Source organism: uncultured Shimia sp. (assembly GCF_913054185.1).
In the GTDB taxonomy this organism is placed as follows: Bacteria; Pseudomonadota; Alphaproteobacteria; order Rhodobacterales; family Rhodobacteraceae; genus Shimia.
Window position 1 is genome coordinate 15,364 of the sequence record NZ_CAJXIV010000023.1, and the last position, 18,031, is coordinate 33,394.

The following is an 18,031-nucleotide window of genomic DNA, read 5'->3' on the forward strand; positions in this document are numbered from 1 at the left end:
ACCGTCGTAATGTTTTCCCGCTACAAAAAGTCCGAAGCAAAGCCTGATGCCGCGGTTGCCCAAAAAGTCGCCAAGGTTGATGCTAAGAAGGCCGATCCCGCGCCAAAACCTACGGCTGCTGCCCTTGAGGCGGCTGTCGCAGAGAAAAAGGTCATGCGCCGCCCGATTGTCGAAAAGACTGCGGGTGTGGTTGTCGCCGGTGACAAGGAACGCCGCCGCAAGGAACGCCTGGGCGAAATCAAGCTTGAGCTGCACCGCGAGCTGCTGGACAACCTGAACCTCGCCGCCCTGGACAAAGCCTCCGAGCGCGAGCTGCGGGCGGAAATCACTGCAATTGCCACCGAAGTGCTGCAGGAAAAAGCAATTGTGCTCAATCGCGAAGAGCGCACAACGGTGTTTCAGGAGCTCTATGATGAGGTCACCGGCCTCGGTCCGCTGGAAACCCTGCTGCAAGACGAAACCGTCAACGATATTCTGGTCAATGGTCCCAAACAGATCTTTGTCGAGCGCGCTGGTAAGCTGGAACTCACAGACATCGTCTTTAAAGACGAGCGTCACCTGCTGCGCATTATCGATAAGATCGTATCTGCTGTGGGTCGTCGGGTTGATGAATCCAACCCGTATGTGGATGCCCGTTTGGCTGATGGCTCGCGCTTTAACGCCATGGTGTCCCCCATTGCGGTGGACGGCTCACTCGTCTCCATTCGTAAGTTTAAGAAAGACAAGCTGGGCATTGATGACCTGGTGAAGTTTGGGGCGTTTTCCGAGGAAATGGCCGCCTACTTGCAGGCAGCGGTATCCACCCGCCTCAACTTGATTGTGTCTGGCGGTACGGGTTCCGGTAAAACCACAACCTTGAACGCACTGAGTTCGTTTATCGACAACGCCGAGCGCATTCTGACCATCGAGGATACAGCGGAACTTCAACTGCAACAGACGCACGTTGGCCGCATGGAAAGCCGCCCGCCAAACGTCGAAGGCAAAGGCGAAGTGTCCCCACGCGACTGTCTGAAAAACGCCCTGCGTATGCGCCCTGACCGCATCATCGTTGGCGAGACACGTGGCGAGGAAGTGATCGATATGCTGCAAGCCATGAACACCGGCCACGACGGCTCTATGACCACCATTCACGCCAACAACGCACGCGACGGTATTTCACGTCTGGAAAACATGATCGCCATGGCCGGGATCGAGATGCCACTCAAAGCAGTGCGGTCTCAGATTTCCTCAGCTGTGAACCTCATTGTGCAGGCCTCCCGTCTTCAGGACGGGTCGCGCCGCATGACCTCGATCACCGAGATCACCGGCATGGAAGGCGACGTAATCTCCATGCAGGAAATCTTCCGCTTCCAGCGCACAGGTTTGACGCCGGAAAACAAGATTATCGGCCATTTCACCGCGACCGGCGTGCGCTCGCACTTTTCCGAGCGCTTCCGTCTCTGGGGTTACGATCTGCCGCCTGAAATTTATGAACCGTCTGCGGGGTAATCAGACATGCCATTTTCACCCGAACTCATTGTTTACGGACTGATTTTTGTCGGCGTCTTTGTCTTGGTCGAAGGTGTCTACCTGACAGTATTTGGCAAATCCATCAGCCTCAATAGCCGCGTGAACCGCCGGTTGGAGATGCTGGATAAAGGCGCCAAACGTGACGAAGTGTTGGAACAACTCCGCAAGGAGATGAAACAACACAGCGAGAGCAAAGGTATTCCGCTCTATTCGGCGCTTGCAGAAAAGGCACAAAAGGCTGCCATTGCGTTTACGCCCATACAATTGATCCTCATCATGGTTGCGGTCACGATCTTTGCGTTTCTGGGCCTGACCATTGGCACCCAAACCGGCGTGATCACACGCGCAGGCATTGCGGTGATGATGGGCGTTGGTGGTGTGTACACTTGGGTTTCGATGAAGGCTGGTAAGCGCATCTCGATGATCGAAGAACAGCTGCCCGATGCCATTGAATTGATGGTGCGCTCCCTACGGGTCGGCCACCCGTTTTCTGCCGCGCTGCAAATTGTCTCCAAAGAAATCGACGACCCTCTGGCCACCGAGTTTGGGGTGATCTCAGATGAGGCCGCTTACGGCCGCGATCTGGGCGAAGCGCTGAAGGACATGGCGGAACGCCTCGATATGCAAGACATGCGTTTCTTGTCGGTTGCCGTGACCATCCAGCAGCAATCCGGTGGTAACTTGGCCGAGATTCTCGCAGGTCTTTCCAAAGTGATCCGTGCGCGCTTCCGGCTGTTTCGCCGCGTAAAAGCGATTACGGCTGAGGCCAAATGGTCCGGCAAATTTCTATCTGCCTTCCCGGTGCTTGCGCTGATCGCAATCAACGTGATGGACCCAAATTACTATGACGAAGTGAAAGATCACTGGCTCTACATCCCTGGCTGTATCGCCGTGGGCGTGTTTCTGGGCATGAACCTCATTGTCATGAAAATTCTGACCAACATCAAAGTTTAAGGAGATCCCGCGATGACCACTATGGAAGCCCTAAACATGATGCTGACCGATATGCTTGGACCACGTGGTCCGATGATAGCGATCCTGGTCCTGGGCCTGTTCTTTGCTCTTCTCGTGGCCGCCGCCGTCATGGCGCGCCAAGACGACCCCATTTCCAAACTCAACAAGTCGCAGACCCAAAAATCTTCGGCGCGGGCCACAAAAGAAGAGCGCCTGCGCCGCAAGGCGTCCAATGCCAAGCTCGACAAATACAAAGCTTTCCTTGAGCCGCAAAGCGAAGAAGAGCTGAGCTCGGTGCGCCTCAAACTGATGCAGGCCGGATACCCATCTCGCGACGCGGTCCGGGCCTTCCACTTGGCACAGATGGTGTTGGGCATTGGCGGCTTGGTGCTTGGCGTAACCTACTTTATCCTTGTGAAGCAAACCGATCAGTCCTCCACAACGGACATGTTGTTCTGGACCCTTGGCCCCGGGGGCGCTGGATATTTCCTGCCCAAATACTGGGTTACCCGCCGCGTGGAAGAGCGCAAAGAGGAGATCACCGCTGGTTTCCCCGACAGCCTTGACATGATGCTGGTCTGCGTCGAAGCGGGTCAGTCCTTGGATCAATCCATTGTGCGCGTGGCCGGTGAATTGCGCGCCTCCTACCCTGCGCTTGCTCAAGAGTTCGAAATTGTGGCCCACGAAATGAAGGCCGGTAAAGACAAATCTCAGGTTTTGGCCGACATGGGCGAACGCTGTGGTGTGCAAGACGTGTCCTCCTTTGTGACCGTTTTGATCCAATCGGCCACCTTTGGTACCTCGATCGCCGAAGCGTTGCGGGTCTATGCTGGCGAGATGCGTGACAAACGGGTGATGCGCGCCGAAGAAGCGGCAAACAAGTTGCCAACAAAGATGACATTGGCCACTATGGGGCTCACTGTACCGCCGCTGTTGATTATCTTGGTCAGCCCTTCTGTGATTGGGATCACCCAGCTCGGCCAGTGAGGCAAAAACGAGCAAAAAAGCGTCCCAAATGACACACCTCCGGGCTTTGGCCCTGATGACCCTGACTTGTGCTGTAGCCGCCTGTGACCCAGGCGGCTTTGGCGCGTCAAACGACAGCCCTTACGCCCCATCCGTTGATCACGGAGGTGAGGCCGTTGATGGGCTGGTTGTTGGCTGGCGGCTTATGGAAGCTGGCGAAACCGAGTTGGCAATGGACGCCTTTGTCCGTGCAGGACTTGAGCAAGGCCGCACCCCGGATGTGCTGGCCGCCGTGGGCACTGCGAACCTTGTCATGGGACGTCTGGGCCAGGCCGAAGATCTTTTGCGCGCGTCTATCGAGGCTGACAACTCCCACCCTGAAACGTGGAACAACCTTGGCATCACGCTTCTGGAGCAGGGCAAGTTTGGCGAGGCAGAACAGATCCTGCGCCGCGCTTATGCGCTGGACAATGGCGAAAGTGACGCAATCCGCGATAATTTGCGCTTGGCACTCGCAAATTCGAATCAACCCGTCTATGGTGACGTAAAAGAACAAGAATATAAATTGGTGCGGCGGGGTAGCAGCGACTACGTGATCCGCCAGACGCCATGAATTGAGAGCAAGAGCAGCAAAGGACGCAAACATGCGCCATCCTGTTTTGGGGACTATTTGTGTGGCCGGGCTAGTCGCGTTGACAGCTTGCGCTGACAAGAGTGATGAAAGCGTTGAACGGGCCATTCAGGACGTGAACGCGGTGGATGAGGCGAACCTGTCTGACGTGATGTTGACGGTTGCCGATCCCAATGAAGGCATCGCCTATTTCCAACGCACCTTAAAAGGCAACCCCGACCGCATTGATATTCAGCGTGGCTTGGCTGTGTCTTATGTCCGCGCCAAGCGCTTCACCGAAGCCGTGCCAGCATGGAAACAGGTTACCAAGCACAAAGACAGCACGGCCAACGACCGCGTGGATATGGCCGACGCACAAATCCGTGCAGGTATGTGGGACGACGCTGAGAAAACACTCGACAGCATCCCGCCGACCCATGAAACCTTCAAGCGCTACCGCCTTGAAGCGATGATTGCTGACAGCAACAAAGAGTGGAACCGGGCTGACAGCTTCTATGAGATTGCTGTAGGCCTGACAACGCGCCCGGCTGGTGTGATGAACAACTGGGGCTACTCCAAGCTGACCCGCGGGGATTATACCGAAGCGGAGCGTCTGTTTGGTGAAGCCGTGCGTCAGGACAGCACACTGTTCACCGCCAAAAACAACATGGTTCTGGCCCGAGGTGCCCAACGTCAATACACGTTGCCAGTGATTCCGATGGTGCAAACCGAGCGGGCACAGCTTCTGCACACGCTGGCACTGTCTGCGATCAAGCAGGGCGACACCGAAACCGGAAAAGTGTTGTTGCGCGAAGCGGTGGAAACCCATCCGCAACACTTTGAGGCCGCGGTGCGCGCCTTGGATGCACTCGAAAACGGCTAAGGTTTCTTGATGCAGGTTTCCAGCACATTTGCGCTCTGGGCTTTGATCCCAGCGTTGCCGCTTTGTGTCTACATTTTTTGGGTGGACATGAAGTATAAGAAGATCAGCAACCTGTCCGTCTGGGCGCTGTTTGCGATCTTTGTTGTGGTAGGCTTAACCACTTTGCCGATCATGGAATTTGCCTGGCGTTTCGCCAATTATGGCGTCGTGTTTGCGGTGCTTCTGCTGATGTGGATGGCACGTCAGGTCGGTGCTGGTGACGTAAAAATGGCCGCTGTGGTCGCGCTTTTTGTCGACAAAAATGATGCCAGCTACATGTTGATCATCACATTTGCATCCATTGTTGTGGCCGTCTTGGCCACGTTGATTGTCCGCGCGACGCCTTTGCGCAAGCTTGCACCGGATTGGGCCGCTTGGAAGCTCAAAGCCTCTGAGAACAACATCAATGTTGGCAAAGGCGATCAGATCACCATTCCGATGGGCACGGGCATTGGATTGGCCCTCTGCACCTACCTTTTGTTGGGCGTTCTGCACGGTCAATAGACGGCGCGCACCTTGATACTGGCCCGATGCGGCCCAAAAAACGCCACCTTTTGATTGTTTATGGGATGGAAACAGACCGAGGGCTAAACGGCCCTCTCTCAGGAGTGTTGCGTCGATGAATATGCAGACCGCCAACGTGATGGCCCCCCCGCCCCCCAAGCGGATTGAGGAGATGAAACTCCCACGGGTGATGATGCGCGACATCCTTCTGAAAACAATGTTCCGCAAAAACGTGGATATGGTCACCGACATTTCCAAAGCCATCTGCCTACCTTCTGCGGTGACGCAAGAGCTGGTGGATATGGCGCGTGAGCAAAAACTGCTTGAGGCCACCGGCACGCTGAACGCCAACTCCGGCAATGAAATGGGTTATCAACTCACCGATGCGGGCAAGAACCGCGCTTTGGACGCTTTGGCCCAGTCTGAGTACTTTGGCGCGATGCCAGTGCCGCTGGATGTGTACCGCGAGCAGGTGAAACGCCAGTCGATCCGCAACATTCAAATCTCCCGCGATCAGCTCACCGGCGCGATGGGCCACCTGATCCTGCCGCCGGACCTGCTCGATCAGCTTGGCCCTGCTGTGGGCGCAGGTCGCTCGATCCTGATGTATGGCCCTCCCGGCAACGGTAAATCTTCGATTTCCAATGGCATTCGTGACGCTATGGGTGACAAGGTCTACGTGCCGCACGCCATCGAATATGCCGGTCAGGTGATCACCGTCTATGACCCGATTGTGCACTCTGCCGCTGAAGGTGATGAGCAAGACATGTCAAGCCTGCGCCGCGTTGCCAGGTTTGACAGCCGCTATGTAAAATGTGACCGCCCAACCGTGATCACCGGGGGCGAATTGTCCCTGAACATGCTGGACCTGGTCTACAATCCAACAGCCCGCACCTATCAGGCGCCGCTGCAACTCAAATCCACCGGTGGCATTTTTATCGTGGACGATCTGGGCCGCCAGGAAGAGTCGCCTCAATCCTTGGTGAACCGCTGGATTGTGCCGCTGGAAGAAAGCAAAGACATTCTTGCGCTTCAGTCTGGTGAGAAATTTGAAGTGCCCTTTGACACGTTGGTTATCTTCTCCACCAACTTCCATCCAAACGAGATTTTTGACCAAGCCGCCCTGCGCCGGATTTTCTACAAGATCAAAATCGACGGCCCAAGCCAGGAGAACTTCCTGAAAATCTTTGCGCTGGTCGCCAAGAAAAAGGGTCTGCCGCTGGATGAGACATCTCTCATTCACCTGCTCAAAACCAAATACCCCACCATCGACAACACCTATGCCAACTATCAGCCGGTGTTCCTAATTGATCAGATCATCTCGATCTGTGAGTTTGAGGGCATTCCTTACCAAATGCGGCCCGATCTGATCGACCGCGCCTGGGCCAATATGTTTGTGAAAGACGAGCACATCGTCAAGTAATCCCAAAAGGCCGCATACCGCGGCCTTTTTTATGCGCGCCACTTCGCCTACATAACGCGCATGTCTCCGCTTGCACATATCGCCGCCCTTCCCGTTCGCCTGTATCGCTTGGTGTTCAGCCCGTGGGTTGGCTTTAATTGCCGCTATCAACCAACATGTTCAGCCTATGCGCTGGAAGCGCTGGAAAAACATGGCGCGATCAAAGGCAGTTGGTTGACCCTGCGCCGCATTGGCCGGTGTCATCCCTTTGGTAGTAGCGGATATGACCCCGTCCCTCCCTGCCGCTGCGACAGCGAAGACAAGCCGTAACCCTGCGACCAAACACACACAAACACGTCTGGACACCCGCCATAAGAGTGCTAGCCTGACGCCATTCAATTGTCCTTCAGGAGATTTCCCATGCGCCTTTCTCATATTTTGGCCACCACGGCCGCACTAGCCCTGGGCAGCACTGCCGCCATGGCTGACAAATTTGTCGGATACGGTGCGGTTGATGGCTGGAACGTGCACATCGACACGGAAAAAGGCACCTGTATGGTGGAAACCAAAGACGGCTTGGACAACGTCATCCAAATGGGCCTGACCAAAGATCGCGCCATTGGCTACATCGGTATTTTCACCAAGGCCGACACCAACATCCGCACCGACGTCAAACAGGATGTGGCGCTGTTGATTGGTGAAAACCTCTATGTTGGCGAAGCCACCGGCATGCGCGGCAACATCACCAAAGGCTACAGCGGCGGCTATGTGCTGACCGACGACCCTGAGGTGTACGACGCCATTCGCCGTGCGCCCACCATGACCGTGTTCCCGGAAAAAGAATACTCGTTCATTGTTGATCTGGCTGGCACCGCCAAGGCGCTGGATCTGGCCAAGAAATGCAACGAAGATCAACTTCAGTAATCGGCAAATCATAGGCTGTGCGTGGTTTGTGAACACGCGCAGCCCCCGCCAAAAAGGAAACAAACTGTTTCCCTGAGCCCTTTCAAGCTCATGTTGTTAAGCCCTCCCCATCTCGGACCCATTTGAGAGCGCTATCAATTCGGCGCTGACACGGCAGAAGCCCAATAAAGGCAGGCTTTCGCAAGACACTGTCTCAGTCAATCACGCCTGCAGCCCATCACTATGATATCGTGTGCCTCAAATCACACGGGGTCTGGTTTTCCTTACGAGCGCTTGCGGTCCGATGCCAACCTGTGGATATCCTTGGGGATAGATTGACCCTGGACGATCCTTTCGCATAAGGCACGGCATGTTAGACGACCTCAATGATATCCATCCGCTGTTTCAGGACGCGCCTTCTTCGACCAATTTCAAGAAGTTGCGCAAGCGAATCGTGCGTCAAACGCGCGAGGCCATAGAACAGTACGGCATGATCGAACGCGGTGCGAAGTGGCTCATATGCCTTTCCGGCGGTAAGGATTCCTATACCCTGCTCGCAGTTTTGCATGAGTTGAAATGGCGCGGATTGCTGCCGGTTGAACTTCTGGCCTGCAATCTGGATCAGGGACAGCCCAACTTCCCGGCCACAGTTCTGCCGGCGTTTCTGGAAAAGATGCAGGTGCCGCACCGCATCGAATACCAAGACACTTACTCGATTGTGAAAGACAAAGTGCCCGAAGGACGGACCTTTTGTGCGCTGTGTTCCCGTCTGCGCCGCGGCAACCTCTATCGCATCGCCCGCGAAGAGGGGTGTAGTGCCGTGGTCCTTGGACATCACCGGGACGACATCCTCGAAACCTTCTTCATGAATCTGTTCCATGGTGGCCGTCTGGCCACCATGCCGCCCAAGCTTGTTAACGAAGAAGGCGATCTTTTTGTCTATCGCCCGCTGGCACATGTGGCCGAACAGGATTGTGAGAAATTCGCCAAGGCCCTGAATTATCCCATCATCCCGTGTGACCTATGCGGGTCTCAAGATGGCCTGCAACGCCAACAGGTTAAGCAGATCCTTGATCAGTGGGAGGCCAACAGCCCAGGACGTCGCCAAGTGATGTTCAAAGCTCTAACCAACATCCGTCCAAGCCATATGATGGATCCAAAACTGTTCGATTTTACCGGATTAATTCGAGAATCAGTAAAATTTGAGGAAAATTCGGATACCATCCCTAAGCTACGTTAACTGAACACTTAAGAGAATCGATGACACTAAACTAAGATTTATGCGTCATAGGACACCACATATGCAGTCTCGACTGGATACATTCTTGGCTTCGTTCCGGGCTTACTGGGCTCGGGAATCTTCTGTGCGACGTGTGGTGCCTCTGCTGTTTCCCCTGGTGACGTTGGCGGCCTGGCTTGGATTTGGCGAAGTTGGGCTTTTGGTCTGTGCGTTCCTGTTGCCGGTGCCGTTTTTGATGCTCTCTCCGTTTGCGACAGGCAAACGGCGCAAGAAGAGCGAAGTGGACGGCTTGACCGGGCTGCTCACGCCGGCTGGTTTTGAACGCCAGATGCAGGAAAAAATGGAAACCCTTGAAGAAGACGGGCGCACCACCGCTTGTTTCTCGATCAAGATCGACAATTTTGCACGCCTGCGTGAAAACCACGGGGATCAAGCCGCCGAAGAGGTGTTGCGCTATGTCGCTGAACGCCTAAAAAACGCGCTGCGGTCCGGCGATTTAGTGTCTCGTTCTGGCGATGCGTCGTTTGCCGTGGCTTTGGAGCCCATTGCCTTTTTTGACATCGAAAGCGGCATTCAAATGGCAACACGCTTTCAAACCGCTATCGAAGAGCCCATGCCGCTGCAGATGGCGTCCATTTACGTCAGCTGCTCCATTGGTTTCTGCCTGTCCTCCCGCCTCAACCGCCCCTCCGCAACGGCGATGGTTCAGGCCGCAGACATGGCCATGTGTGAAGCCCAGCTGACCGGCGACAGCAACATCCGCGCCTATTCCACAGATATGGGCCGCAAGGTGATTTCCCGCCGCAAAACCCAAAGCGAAGCAGCGCGCACCTTGCAGCGCGACCAAATTCGCGCCTGGTTCCAACCGCAAGTGTCCACAGACACAGGCCTTGTGACCGGTTTTGAGGCCTTGGCCCGCTGGGAACACCCAGAACGCGGCATTCTGGCGCCCATCCAGTTCCTCGATGTGCTGCACCAGACTGGTCAAATGGGCCAGCTGGCGGACCTGATGCTGCGCCAATCGCTCGACGCAGTGCGCGCCTGGGACGACGCAGGGTTCACGGTGCCAATGGTCGGCGTGAACTTTGCCGGTGAAGAACTGCGCAGCCCCACGTTGGTGGAGCGTATCCAATGGGAATTGGACCGCACTGAGCTCGAAGCAAAGCGTTTGGGCATCGAAGTGCTTGAAAGTGTTGTTGCTGGTACGCCGGATGACATGGTCGTGCGCAATGTCGAAGCCATCAGCGCTTTGGGCTGCACCGTGGATCTGGACGACTTTGGCACAGGTCACGCCTCGATATCTTCAATCCGCCGCCTGCCAGTCAAGCGCATCAAGATCGATCGGTCTTTTGTGACCAACATCGACAAAGACCCCGATCAACAGCGCATGATTGCCGCAATTGTCACCATGGCTGAGCGTTTGGGCCTGGAAACATTGGCCGAAGGTGTTGAAAACTCAGCAGAACACGCAATGCTGGCGCAGCTTGGCTGCTCTCATGTGCAGGGGTACGGCATCGCCCGCCCAATGCCGTTTTATGAGACCATCAAGTGGATGACCGAGCATCAAGAAAAGATTGGTCCCGCGCTTCAGATTGGCAACAAGCCACAATAAGCGCCGCAGCGCCCTTGCATCTACGGTATCCACACACGCAACGAACCGCCGCGTTTCGTGCCAATTGGGCCGAATCCCCTTGACCTTTGGCCGCCACCTCTGTTGAACCTCCCCAACCTTTCAATGACAGATGGCTTGCGGCAATGGACGATCAGAACAAGAACCTCATCCTCGCGACGGCGCTCAGCTTTGGCGTCATCCTGATCTGGTTCGTCTTGTTTCCCCCTCCTGAGGCCACTCAGGATCCAAATGCACTGACTGCAGTCGAAAGCATCGACGCGGTCACGCCATCCACCGCACCGGCCACTGCCACCACAGATGCCGCGGACTCTGGCGCGGCCACATCCGTTGAGGCCACAGCCGTTGCCAACGCGCCACGTGTGGAGATCGACACGGCGCGTCTGTCGGGCTCCGTCTCCCTGCTGGGTGGCCGTCTGGATGATCTGAAACTCAACGACTATCGCGAGACGCAGGAACCGGATTCACCCATCGTGACCTTCCTGTCGCCCAACGGTGAACCAAACGCCTACTACGCGCTTTATGGCTGGGCACCAGGTGCCGGCCTGTCTTTGGATCAAGTGCCGGGTTCCAACACGCTTTGGGCCGTCGAAAGTGGTGAAACCCTCACCGTTGAGACCCCAATCACTTTGAAATGGGACAATGGCGCTGGCCTGATCTTCCGTCGCACCATTTCGGTCGACAAAGACTACATGTTCTCCGTTGAGCAGACCGTGGAAAACACCGGCGCAGGCACTGTTGCTCTGGCACCCTATGGCGTTCTGGCGCGCTACGGCGAGCCGGATGATCTGAAGAACTTCTTCATCCTGCACGAAGGCCTGATCTCCATGGCCGACGGCGAGCTGACCGAAACTGACTACGATGGCATGACCGACTACACCTTCGATCAGCGCGAAGGCGCGCCCGCGGAAGTGTCCCAGGTCGAAGCCAACGGCTGGATCGGCTTCACCGACCACTACTGGATGGCCACATTGATCCCTGAACAGGGCAAGCCGTTTAAATCTGTGGCAAAATACGACGCATCGCGCGACATCTACCAAACCGAAGCGGTGATGCCGACCATGCAGGTGGCCGAGGGTGAAACCGCTTCCGTCAACTCGCGCCTGTATGCGGGCTCCAAAGACTGGGGCAAAATTCGCGCCTACCAGAACGACGAAGGTGTTGAAGGCCTGCTGGAATCCATCGACTGGGGCTGGTTCTCTTTCCTGACCAAACCAATCATGTGGCTCCTGATGTGGCTCTATGGTGTCATTGGCAACATGGGCTGGGCGATCATTGCGCTGACCGTTGTTCTGAAAATCATCGTCTTCCCGCTGGCGTACAAATCTTATGCCTCTATGGCGAAGATGAAAGAGCTTCAGCCACAGATGGAGAAGCTCAAGGAAAACGCGGGCGACGACCGTCAGAAGATGCAGCAAGCCATGATGGAGCTGTATAAGAAGGAAAAGGTCAATCCGGCGGCTGGCTGTTTGCCAATCCTGATCCAGATCCCAATCTTCTTCTCGCTCTACAAAGTGATTTTTGTGACCAAAGAGTTGCGTCACGCGCCGTGGTTTGGCTGGATCACCGATCTCTCCGCGCCGGACCCAAGCTCAATTTTCAACCTGTTTGGCATCTTGCCCTACGGCGTACCGGAGCTCGGCTTCTTTGAAATCTTCTCCTTGGGCATCCTGCCAATCCTGCTGGGTATCTCCATGTGGCTGCAGCAGAAGCTGAATCCGGCCCCAACCGATCCAACGCAGAAAATGATTTTTGCCTGGATGCCATGGGTCTTCATGTTCATGCTTGGCAGCTTCGCCTCTGGTCTGGTGGTGTACTGGATCACCAACAACGTGATCACCTTCATCCAGCAGTACGGCATCATGCGTCAGCATGGCTATAAGCCGGATGTGTTTGGCAACATCACATCCAGCTTCAAGAAGAAGCCGCCGGAAGAGGACGCCAAGTAATGGGAACCGTCTCCGCACTTTGGCGACACCCGATAAAGGCCCACGGACGCGAGTCCGTGGGTCATATCTCTTTGGTGGAGGGGCAAACCTTCCCCTGGGATCGTCGTTACGCCGTTGCACATGAGCGCGCCAAAACCGAAGGCGGCGAATGGGCCCGCTGCGTCAATTTCTCCCGCGCAGCCGGCGCCCCTTCCCTGCAGGCAATCACTGCCAAGGTCGACGCAGCCAGTGGTAAGATCACCTTGCAGCACCCGGACCTTTGGGAGCTGACCTTTGATCCGGAAACCCAAGGCGACAAGCTGATTGATTGGGTTCGCCCCATCATGCCCAAAGACCGTGCCGCAAGTGCCAAACTGGTGCCCGCCGGGGAATTTGGCATGACCGACAGCCCCTTCCCATCCATCTCGATCCACACCACAGCCAGCCATCGCGCCATCGAAGGCCGTCTGGGGCGCAAGCTCGCCACCGAACGCTGGCGCGGCAACATCTGGCTCGATGGCTTTGCCCCATGGGAAGAGTTTGACTGGATTGGCAAAACACTCCGCATCGGCGAAACCGAAATTGAGGTGCGTGAACGCATCACGCGCTGCAAAGCGACCACGGCCAACACCGACACAGGCCTGCGCGACGCGGACACTTTGGGTGTTCTGAACGAAGCCTTTGGCCATCAGGACTTTGGCGTCTACGGTGTGGTGACCAAATCCGGCGATATTTCTGTCGGCAACACAGCAGAGGTGCTCTGATGCAGCTTCCCTTCCCCTTTGTCGAAGATCCTGAACCAATCGCGTATGAGCGTGGCCGTAAGCTGTTTGACGGCTCCAACTCCGAGTTCCTCAAAGGTGTGGTGGCCATGGATGGCCTGCCGGCGGGTGACCGCATTGAGGTCTGCTTTGCGGGCCGCTCCAATGTCGGCAAGTCCACGCTGATCAACGCGCTGACCAACCGCAGCCGCCTGGCACGCGCGTCCAACACACCGGGTCGGACGCAGGAGATTAACTTCTTCACCTTGACCGACAGCCACTATCTTGTGGATTTGCCCGGCTACGGCTACGCCAATGCGCCTCTGGCAGTGGTGGAGAAATGGCAACGCCTGCTGAAACGCTACCTCTCTGGCCGCGCCAACCTGCGCCGCGCTTTTGTGCTGATCGACACCCGTCACGGCATCAAAGATGTCGACGAAGAGATCATGTCGCTGATGGACAGCTCCGCTCTGACGTTTCAGGTCGTGATGACCAAAGCGGATAAGGTCAAAGAGAAAGACCGCGAGAAGATCTTCAAGCAGGTCCGTGAGAAGCTCTCCAAGCATCCGGCAGCCTTTCCCGAGATTGTGCTGACCAGCTCTGAAAAGGGCGACGGCATCGCCACGCTGCGCTCGATCATCGCGGGTCTCGAATAACCCATGCGCTTTGTGACGTCTTTGGTGCTTCTGCTGGCCATTATGGCCTCAGCGGCCATCCCTATGGGATGGATGCCAAAGACGTTGGCGGATGGCCAAATGGTGCTGGTGATCTGTACTGGCGATAATTTTGCAGAAGTCATCGTCGATGAAACCGGGACACCAGTGCCGTTCCACGAACAGACTGGCGAAGAGCGCAGCCCCTGTGCTTTCTCCGCCATTGCCGAGGCCGTTCAGGTTCTGAATGGCCCCTTCCCGATGCCGCTTTCTGCGTCCCTGACAGACCGCTGGCAGCATCAGGACTTCACCAACAATAGTGCTGGCTTTCACCGCCGATATGACGCCCGTGGTCCCCCAACTCTCTCCTGAGTTCTCAACACAATCAAACACAACATAAGCCGCCTTGCAGTGCCAAGCGCGGCCCATCAGGAGATGTTCCCTCATGGCCAAGGACAGCCAATTTGCCGACGTGCGCGCAGAGCAACCCAGCGCAACGTCTCTTTCTCAAAAACTTTATTTCGCCGCCTGGCGCTGGCACTTCTACGCCGCGCTATACGTGGTGCCTTTTTTGATCATGTTGGCGGTGACCGGCATGATGATGATGTTCATCACTCAGTTTGACGGCCGCGACGGTGAAAAAATCACGGTTACGCCTCAAGAGACCGCGTTGAGTGTCTCCGACCAAGCCACTGCCGCCACATCCGCGGTGCCCGGCTCTGTAGTCGAATACATCGGCCCCAAATCCGACGCCCTTGCCACCGTGTTCCGCATCAACACTGGCGACAATCACCAGATGGTGGCCGTGGATCCCTACACTGGCGCGGTGCTGGGCAACTGGGACCGTCGCACCGGCTGGTATGATTTTGCTGACAATGTGCACGGGTCCCTGTTGCTGGGCGATACCGGGGATCGCCTGATCGAAATCGCAGCGGGCCTTGGCCTCGTGCTGGTGCTCACCGGGCTTTACCTCTGGTGGCCGCGCGGCGGCGACACCTCGGTGTTTATTCCCAACTTGAAGGCCCGAGGCCGTGCACTTTGGAAGAGCCTGCACGCGGTCACCGGGTTTTGGATCTCGGCGTTGTTGGTGGTGTTCCTGATCTCCGGCCTGGCTTGGGCAGGCATCTGGGGCGGCAAATATGTACAGGCCTGGTCCACCTTCCCGGCTGAAAAGTGGAACAACGTGCCACTCTCAGACAGCACCCACGCCAGCATGAACCACGGCAACCAAAACGATGTGCCTTGGGCGCTGGAGCAAACCCCAATGCCGGCCTCTGGATCTAATGTAGGCGTTACCGGCACCGCTGAAGGTGCACCTGTTGACCTCAACAGCCTTGTTGCCTTGGGCCGCGACCTGGGACTCGAAGGTCGTTTCCGTGTGGCTTATCCGCGTGACGACACCGGCGTCTGGACCATCAACCAGGACAGCATGAGCGGCGACAGCGCAACCCCAACCGTTGATGCAACCATTCACGTGGATCAATACACCGGTAAAATCCTCGCCGAAGTCCGTTTTGCAGACTATTCGGTTGCGGGCAAATCCATGGCGGTGGGCATTCCGCTGCATATGGGCCTCATGGGGCTGTGGAACCTGCTCTTGAACACCGTGTTCTGCCTCTTGGTGATCTTTGTCTGTGTCTCCGGCGTGGTCATGTGGCTCAAACGCCGCCCCGCCAAGGCCCTGCGCCTGGCTGCGCCTCCCGCGCCTTCAGACATGCCCCTGTTCAAAGGTGTTTTGTTGATCGCGGCCTTGCTCTCCGTGGCATTCCCGCTGGTAGGCGTGACGCTGCTGGCTGTGTTGGCGTTTGACGTGTTAGTGGTGGGCAACATTCCCGCGCTGAAACGCGCTCTGTCATAACCTACCCGCCCTGCCCGCACCGGTGGGCGGGGCAATTTGAGGACCTTGCATGCAGCTCACAGGAATTGGTGTCGCAGGATGTGGCCGCATGGGTGGACCGATGCTGGCTGCGCTGCGCAGCGCAGGGTTTGACGCCTTTGGCTACGATGTCCGGGCTTCATCAGAGTTCGGCGACCTCGCCCCCCAAATGCGAGCACTAGACACCTTCCGAAAAGACCTGCAAATCTTGATCACAGTGGTGCGCGACATCACCCAAACCGATGACGTGCTGTTTGGCATGCAAAACCTGATCAACACCGCACCCAAGCTGCAAACAGTGATCATTTCGTCCACCCTGTCCCCCAAATACGTCCGCGCTCTACGGGACCGCGTACCAACGCACATCACCCTGATCGACGCCCCGATGTCCGGTGCCGCCATTGCCGCAAAGGAGGCGCGCCTGTCGTTTATGTTGGGAGGAGACACAGAGGCTCTGGCCCATCATCAACCACTGTTTGACGCCATGGGCGCGCATTTCCATCCCATGGGCGACTACGGCGCAGGCATGCAAGCCAAGGTGCTCAACAACCTGCTCGCCGCCTCCAACACCGCCATGACGCGGCTGGTGCTCGACTGGGCGGATCAAGCGGGCATCGACGAAGAGGCGCTCTTGAGCCTGATCCACACCTCTTCTGGTCAAAACTGGCTGGCCTCCGGTTTCAACAACATCGAATTTGCCCGCGATGGCTGGGACCAGGACAACACCATAGGCATTCTGACCAAAGACGTGGCCTCCGCATTGGACGCCGCCCCGATGGGCGCTGACACCACCCTACCAGAGACCGTGCGCAAGGCGATTTTTGCGCTCAAACCGCGGCCCTGACGCGCAGGGCTTCATTTGGCTCAAAATATCCCCGCCGGAGGCACCTGTCCTTGCCGCCCTCAAACCGCCGCTTCAGGCGCACACCCGTTGCACTCCGCCCCCATTTCCGGCATGACACCCCAATGAACATTCGTACCCGCGCCCTCGCTGTCCACCTCCTCACCGCCACCGGGGCGGTTTTTGCAATGCTGGCCATGCTGGCTGCTGTGGATGGCAACTGGAGCCTGATGTTCCTCTGGCTGGTGGTGGCGTTTTTTGTGGACGGCATCGACGGTCCGCTTGCGCGCCACTACCATGTAAAGAAAAACGCACCTGAGTTTGACGGGGTCTTGCTCGACCTGATCATCGACTACCTCACGTATGTCTTCATCCCGGCTTATGCGCTGTTCAAATCCGGGCTGATGGACGGCTGGACCGGCTGGTTTGCGATCATCATCATCACTTTTGCTTCCGCGCTCTACTTCGCGGATACGCGCATGAAAACCAAAGACAATTCTTTCTCCGGCTTCCCCGGATGCTGGAACATGCTGGTGATTGTGATCTTTGCAGTGGAGCCTAATTTCTGGGTCAGTCTGGGCCTTGTGACCGTGCTTGCCGTCACCATGTTCCTGCCGATCAAATTTGTGCATCCGACCCGCACGGAGCGCTGGCGTTTGGTGACTTTTCCAATGGCATTGGGCTGGACCTTCTTTGCCGGTTGGGCCGCCTGGGTCGATTTCCATCCGGAAAGCTGGGCGCATTGGGGGTTGGTTGCAACCTCGGTTTACCTGACCCTCGCGGGTGCCGCGCAACAGCTCATATACCGCGAAACGCTCTGATTAAATCAGCAGGCCACCGGCCCGCTCATGTTTGAGCAACCAGACCTTGGTCTCCACGCCACCTAAGCCAGAAAACCCGCCCAATCCATTTGCGCCGAGCACACGGTGACAGGGAATGATCACCGGGATTGGATTGCCGCCGCAGCCCTGTCCAATCGCCTGTGCAGGCACGCCCAAGTCCTTTGACAGCTCACCATAGGTGCGCGTCTCACCCAGCGGAATCGCCGACATCGCGTCACAGACCCGTTGTTGAAACGCGGACGCCTCAACCTTCAAAGGCAAGTCAAACCCCTGCGCCGGATCGTCAAAATACGCCACCAATTGCGCCGCCGCCGCGCGCAACAACGGGGTGTCATCTGCGCCGCCGCTCTCCCATTCAGCGCGCACAATCGCGCCGTCTTTCTCAGTCAGGGTCATGGGGCCGGTTGGCGTATCTACGGTCATTTGTAACATGACGCCACACTGCCCAAGCAAAAGGCGCCCCGCAAGCGGGACGCCTCACAATGCGCAT

General features: G+C 56.8%; 19 protein-coding genes. 18 read left to right on the forward strand and 1 reads right to left on the reverse strand.

All coding sequences use genetic code 11. The features are described 5' to 3' along the window. Positions 1–9 precede the first annotated feature (9 nt). From QZ517_RS07085 to QZ517_RS07170, 18 genes are all read left to right on the forward strand, one after another. Positions 10–1,488 carry a CpaF family protein gene (locus tag QZ517_RS07085; protein WP_294224258.1) on the forward strand — a complete coding sequence of 493 codons (1,479 nt, stop codon included), beginning with the start codon at positions 10–12 and terminating at the stop codon, positions 1,486–1,488. Positions 1,489–1,494: 6 nt separating this feature from the next. Beyond that, positions 1,495–2,463: a type II secretion system F family protein gene (locus QZ517_RS07090; RefSeq protein WP_294224262.1), complete on the forward strand. Its 969-nt coding sequence runs from the start codon at positions 1,495–1,497 to the stop codon at positions 2,461–2,463. Positions 2,464–2,475: 12 nt separating this feature from the next. Then, complete coding sequence (locus QZ517_RS07095) at positions 2,476–3,450, forward strand: type II secretion system F family protein (RefSeq protein WP_294224265.1); 975 nt, start codon at positions 2,476–2,478, stop codon at positions 3,448–3,450. A gap of 28 nt (positions 3,451–3,478) precedes the next feature. Beyond that, a complete protein-coding gene (locus tag QZ517_RS07100; protein ID WP_294224269.1) occupies positions 3,479–4,042 on the forward strand; it encodes a tetratricopeptide repeat protein in 564 nt (187 codons plus the stop codon). Between the two features lie 31 nt (positions 4,043–4,073). Beyond that, positions 4,074–4,922 carry a tetratricopeptide repeat protein gene (locus QZ517_RS07105; protein WP_294224272.1) on the forward strand — a complete coding sequence of 283 codons (849 nt, stop codon included), beginning with the start codon at positions 4,074–4,076 and terminating at the stop codon, positions 4,920–4,922. A gap of 9 nt (positions 4,923–4,931) precedes the next feature. After that, the gene (locus QZ517_RS07110; RefSeq protein ID WP_294224275.1) at positions 4,932–5,465 is read left to right on the forward strand and encodes a prepilin peptidase; all 534 of its coding nucleotides are present in this window, start codon (positions 4,932–4,934) and stop codon (positions 5,463–5,465) included. A 115-nt stretch (positions 5,466–5,580) separates the two neighbouring features. Next, entirely contained in the window at positions 5,581–6,888 is a 1,308-nt protein-coding gene (locus QZ517_RS07115) for an ATPase (protein WP_294224279.1), read from the forward strand. A 60-nt stretch (positions 6,889–6,948) separates the two neighbouring features. Beyond that, positions 6,949–7,197 carry a membrane protein insertion efficiency factor YidD gene (gene yidD / locus QZ517_RS07120; RefSeq protein ID WP_294224281.1) on the forward strand — a complete coding sequence of 83 codons (249 nt, stop codon included), beginning with the start codon at positions 6,949–6,951 and terminating at the stop codon, positions 7,195–7,197. A gap of 90 nt (positions 7,198–7,287) precedes the next feature. Continuing rightward, positions 7,288–7,791, forward strand: coding sequence for a hypothetical protein (locus QZ517_RS07125; RefSeq protein WP_294224284.1), 504 nt, complete (start codon positions 7,288–7,290; stop codon positions 7,789–7,791). Positions 7,792–8,140: 349 nt separating this feature from the next. Further along, positions 8,141–9,010, forward strand: a complete 870-nt coding sequence (ttcA, locus tag QZ517_RS07130; RefSeq protein WP_294224287.1) for a tRNA 2-thiocytidine(32) synthetase TtcA — start codon at positions 8,141–8,143, stop codon at positions 9,008–9,010. Between the two features lie 61 nt (positions 9,011–9,071). After that, entirely contained in the window at positions 9,072–10,622 is a 1,551-nt protein-coding gene (locus QZ517_RS07135) for a bifunctional diguanylate cyclase/phosphodiesterase (protein WP_294224290.1), read from the forward strand. 143 nt (positions 10,623–10,765) lie between these two features. Then, on the forward strand, positions 10,766–12,589 hold the full coding sequence (yidC, locus tag QZ517_RS07140) for a membrane protein insertase YidC (RefSeq protein WP_294224293.1): 1,824 nt from the start codon (positions 10,766–10,768) through the stop codon (positions 12,587–12,589). Beyond that, positions 12,589–13,332, forward strand: coding sequence for an MOSC domain-containing protein (locus tag QZ517_RS07145; protein ID WP_294224296.1), 744 nt, complete (start codon positions 12,589–12,591; stop codon positions 13,330–13,332). Before yidC ends, QZ517_RS07145 begins: the two co-directional genes overlap by 1 nt. Further along, on the forward strand, positions 13,332–13,985 hold the full coding sequence (yihA, locus tag QZ517_RS07150) for a ribosome biogenesis GTP-binding protein YihA/YsxC (protein ID WP_294224299.1): 654 nt from the start codon (positions 13,332–13,334) through the stop codon (positions 13,983–13,985). Before QZ517_RS07145 ends, yihA begins: the two co-directional genes overlap by 1 nt. A 3-nt stretch (positions 13,986–13,988) precedes the next feature. Next, on the forward strand, positions 13,989–14,354 hold the full coding sequence (locus QZ517_RS07155; protein ID WP_294224301.1) for a DUF2946 domain-containing protein: 366 nt from the start codon (positions 13,989–13,991) through the stop codon (positions 14,352–14,354). 73 nt (positions 14,355–14,427) lie between these two features. After that, a complete protein-coding gene (locus tag QZ517_RS07160; RefSeq protein ID WP_294224304.1) occupies positions 14,428–15,840 on the forward strand; it encodes a PepSY domain-containing protein in 1,413 nt (470 codons plus the stop codon). 49 nt (positions 15,841–15,889) lie between these two features. Beyond that, on the forward strand, positions 15,890–16,702 hold the full coding sequence (locus QZ517_RS07165; protein ID WP_294224307.1) for an NAD(P)-binding domain-containing protein: 813 nt from the start codon (positions 15,890–15,892) through the stop codon (positions 16,700–16,702). 122 nt (positions 16,703–16,824) lie between these two features. Next, positions 16,825–17,520, forward strand: coding sequence for a CDP-alcohol phosphatidyltransferase family protein (locus QZ517_RS07170; RefSeq protein ID WP_294224310.1), 696 nt, complete (start codon positions 16,825–16,827; stop codon positions 17,518–17,520). On the opposite strand, the gene QZ517_RS07175 is transcribed toward QZ517_RS07170, so the two are convergent. Then, on the reverse strand, positions 17,521–17,973 hold the full coding sequence (locus QZ517_RS07175) for a methylated-DNA--[protein]-cysteine S-methyltransferase (RefSeq protein ID WP_294224313.1): 453 nt from the start codon (positions 17,971–17,973) through the stop codon (positions 17,521–17,523). Positions 17,974–18,031 lie beyond the last annotated feature (58 nt).